This window comes from Acidihalobacter sp. (genome assembly GCF_037381185.1).
Classification (GTDB): Bacteria; Pseudomonadota; Gammaproteobacteria; order DSM-5130; family Acidihalobacteraceae; genus Acidihalobacter_A.
This window is the reverse complement of record NZ_JARRQY010000103.1, coordinates 1-4306: the sequence shown is the minus strand read 5'-3', so window position 1 is coordinate 4306 and position 4306 is coordinate 1. Positions and strand designations below refer to the sequence as shown.

At 66.9% G+C, this 4306-nt stretch carries 2 protein-coding genes; one reads left to right on the top strand and one right to left on the bottom strand.

The features are described 5' to 3' along the window. On the bottom strand, window positions 1-3101 hold a 3101-nt coding region (recC, locus tag P8014_RS20225; protein WP_337819139.1), incomplete at its 3' end, for an exodeoxyribonuclease V subunit gamma. A gap of 358 nt (window positions 3102-3459) precedes the next feature. Here recC and P8014_RS20220 point away from each other — a divergent pair. Continuing rightward, the gene (locus P8014_RS20220; RefSeq protein ID WP_337819138.1) at window positions 3460-4302 is read left to right on the top strand and encodes a mechanosensitive ion channel domain-containing protein; all 843 of its coding nucleotides are present in this window, start codon (window positions 3460-3462) and stop codon (window positions 4300-4302) included. The last annotated feature ends 4 nt before the right edge of the window (window positions 4303-4306 follow it).

Sequence of the window (4306 nt, the reverse complement as noted above, 5' to 3'; positions counted from 1 at the left end):
GCGACGAACTGATTACCCGCCCACACCTTCGCAGCGGCCACCAGCGCAGTCTCCGCGTCATCGCCCTTGCGCAGCAACCTCTCGGCATAGGCCAGGCTCGTCTCGGCAAAGAATGGCAACGGCTCGCGCCAACCCTCGCGGTACAGACCGACCAGCACCTGCAGCTGTGCGGTGGCATCCGCCACCGGACCCAGACGCAGCAGGCCGTCCTCGGCGCAGAACACGCTGACCGGCTCCACGCCCTGCGGCGCCAGCGCATTCAGCGCCAGATGCTCCAGCCACAGGCGCAGTCGGTCGCGCGCGCGCAACTTGCCGGCGCGGTAGCGCAGCAACCCGCCGGCCCCCACTCCGCGCAGCCAGCCGCGCAGGCGGCATTCGCCCAGCGCCAGATCCAGCTCCAGAACCTCGCTCGGAGCCTCTATGCCAAGCTCACGCAGTTCCCCGGCCAGCTCGGGCACGCTCTCCACGGCCCGCGCGTAGGCCTGCTCCCCGAAGCCGGCACTGGGCAGGCTGCCGTCGGCCAGCGCCAGCTCGCGCAGTCGATCGGGGTCGCGGCCGGCGAGCGTGAGCGCCAGGGCGCGGTCCTTGAGCTGCCAGCGCTCCAGCCCGTCGAGTTCGAAGGGTTCGGTGTCCTCGGTGCGCTCGTCGTATTCGCGCAGGTTCACGCCCAGGCGGCGTTCGAGCAGGTGGCGCGCCGGGTGGCTCAGAAACTCGGCCAGCTCGTCAAGCTCCAGCTCGCGCCACGGCCCTTCCTCTGGCTCCGGCAGCGGCTTGCCGAGGAAGGCGCCGATGCCTGCGTGCCGCGTTTCGGACAACCACTCCGCGGCATAGCTGAACAACTGTTCGTCGCCCTCGAAATAGCGCTGGCTGAAAGGCTGCAGCGGATGTTCGGTGACGATCTGCTCCAGCACGCCATCCCCGCCATCCGGCGCGCGGAAGCCGCGTTCGATGGTTTCCAGCAGTTCGCCGAGCAACACCGAGGGCACGCGCTCGGCATTGCTGCGAATGTCGTGGCCGACGTAGCTCGCGTAGAACACCTCGCGCGCCGACAGCAGCGCCTCCAGGAACAGATAGCGGTCGTCCTCGCGGCGCGAGCGGTCGCCGCGGCGCGGCTGCTCGGCGATCAAGTCGAAGCCAAGCGGGCGCTGGTTGCGCGGGTAGTCTCCGTCGTTCATGCCCAGCAGGCAGACCACGCGGAACGGGATGCTGCGCATCGGCACCATGTTGCAGAAGCTGACCCGGCCGTCGAGAAAGGCTTGGCCGGCGCGGGCATCCTCCAGCCGGCCACGCAGGTGGTCGCGCACCACGGCAAGATCCACGACCTCGGCGAAGCCGGCCTCCGCGCAGTGCTCACGCAGCGCGGCCAGCGCCTCACGCACCTGTTGCAGGAACGCTGTCTCGTTCTCGTCGGGCAGGAAGAAATCCTCCAGCAGACCACCTAACACATCCACCCAGCCCGCGGCGTCGCACGGCCGAGCCAGACGTTCGCGCCACCCGGCCAGGCGGTCGATGAAGTCCGCCAGCAGACCGAGGTCGCGCGCTTCGCCGCCCTCGATGTCGGTATAGGGCGCGATGCCCGAGAACAGCGTCTCGCCGTCGGGCGGCATGGCGTAGCCCAGCAGCAAGCGGCGCAGGCCGAAGGCCCAGCTGGCGGCGTCCTCGGCCGGCAGGCCCAGGTCGGCGCGCATGTCCGCGTCCAGCCCCCAGCGGATGTTGGCTTCGCGCACCCAGCGACGCACGCGCTCCAGGCCGGTGTCGTCCAGCCCCAGCCGGCGCATGACGGCGGCGTCTTCCAGCAGTGCCAACACCTCGGAGACGGTCATCCGGCTCTGCGGCAGGGCGAGCAGCGCCAGCAGGGTCGCCGCCAGCGGTGATTCAGCGGCAGCGTGACGGTCGGCGACCGACCACGGAATGCGCCGCTCCGGCGGCACGGCGCCGAACACGGCTTCCACGTAGGGGGCGTAGGCGTCGATGTCCGGCGCCATGACCACGATGTCGCGCGGCGTGAGGTCGTCACCCTCCTCGATCAGCGCCAGCAGGCGATCGTGCAGCACCTGCACCTCGCGCATACGGCTGTGGGCACTGTGTATCTGCACCGAGCGGTCGCCGGGCTCCAGCGGCAGCGGCGGCTGCTCGTCGACGCCGTCGCCGCGGGTCTGCAGCATGAGGATGTCGAGCTGCAGCATGCCGAGCAGGTCGAGACGCTGCGGCGGCGCGAAGCGGTCATGGTCCTCGCCGGAGTCCTCGTGCAGCAGGTCGAGCAGGTCGCGCCCCTGCTTGCCCAGCGAGGCCAGCAGCGGATTGCCGACGCTCAGGTAGTCGGCCTCGGCGGCGCGGCCGTGGCGCGCCCACAGGTGGCGAAGCTGCGCGCGGGTGCGCTCGTCGACAATGTCGCCCCAATAGTTGAGCGAGGGATTGAGCACGAACAAGTGTATGTCGATGACCTCGGCCATCGCCCGCAGCACCTCAACGTAGGCGGGGGGAATGGCCGTGAGGCCGAACAATGACACGCGCGCCGGCAGGTCGCCGCGGCGCAGCCGCCCGGCACGGGCGCGCTCGCCGAACTCCGCGTACAGGCGGGCGCGGTGGGACTGGCCCTCTCTCGACGTCAGCGTGCGCCACAGGCGCGCTTGCCAGTGATCCTCCTCGCCGGCCTCCCAGGCCAGTACGCGTTCGGCGCGGAACACCAGGTACTGGTCGAACAGATCGGCGACGCGCCGCGCGAGCTGATAGCGGCGCAGGGCTTCATCCGCGCCCTGCAGATAGTGGCGCAACGGCACGTAGGCGGGGTCCTCAAGCTGTTCGGGCAGCAATGCCATCAGGCGCCAAAGCAGGATCTCGCGGTCCAGCGGGGAATGGTCGGGCAAGTCGTCGAACTGAGTCTCGTAAATGCGCCAGACGAACGAGGCCAGCAGCGGGAACTCCAGGTTGGCCGCCACGCCGCTACGCTCGGCGATGCCCAGCGCCAGCCAGCGCGCCATGCCAGGATTCTGCACCACCACAGTCTCTGCCTCGAACGGATCCGCCGGCGCCTCGGCGCAGACCTGCGCCAGCGCGTCGAGCAGCAGTTCAGTACGGTTGCTGTGGTGGATATGGAACATCAGAACCTATTCACTCTATTGCGCGATCTGCAGAGTAGTCGGACCCGCCGATTTGCTGCCATTCCGTGTCGCTCGCCGTGCATTCGAAATAAGCAAACTTCACTCCTCGCGTCTTGATCAACGGCCAATCGGACAAAAACAGAGGGTTGAGCAATCGTACGAACAGGTTCCGAAAAAATCTCCCGAATCGTCAGAGATTTGCCACTAGTCCGAGGCTACAATGCCTGGGAACAGGCTGAATCAACAGCCGTGCGGTGTTCGGCTGGTTCAGCGTGCGCTTCCATGGCCGCTTCAGGATAACGTGTGGCATCCTAGGAGGCTCTATCTTCTGTAGATCAACAACAATAGGGCGCACACCATGAACTCGGTATTCGATCCCAGCAAGCTCGACTGGAACCAATTGTTGCAGGCCTACGCGATTCCGTGGGGCATCAAACTGGTCCTCGCTCTCATCGTCCTGATCATCGGTCTGTGGCTGGCCGGCACGATCACGCGCCTGATCGGCAAGGCCTTGGCCCGGGCGCGCCTGGACGAGATGCTGGTGCGCTTCCTCGAGGCGATCATCAAGACATTGCTGCAGGTGGTGGTCGTTATCGCGGCATTGGGCCAACTCGGCGTGCAGACGACCTCGCTGATTGCCATATTAGGCGCCGCCGGCCTGGCCATCGGCTTGGCCCTGCAGAATTCGCTGTCGAATTTCGCGGCGGGCGTACTACTGCTGGTGTTCAAACCCTTCAAGGCCGGCGACTTCGTCGAAGCTGGCGGCGTCACCGGTATCGTGGAGCAGGTCCGCGTGTTCAACTCCGTGCTGCGCACGCTGGACAACCGCGAGATCACCGTGCCCAACGGCAAGATCTACAACAATGTGATCACCAACTACTCGGCCCGCGACACCCGACGCATCGATCTGGTGGTGGGCATCAGCTACGACTCCGACATCCGCAAGGCCAAGGAACTGGTCGAGTCGATCATCACCGGCGACGAACGCATCCTCAAGGATCCCGCGCCCAGCTGGGGTGTTATGGATCTGGCCGACAGCAGCGTGAACCTCTACATCCGCCCCTGGGTGGCGGCCTCCGACTACTGGGTCACCCGCTGCGATCTGCTCGAAGTCATCAAGACGACCTTCGACGCCAACGGCATCGGCATCCCGTTCCCGCAGATGGACGTGCACCTGCAGCACGGCAAGGCCGAGACCTGATCCC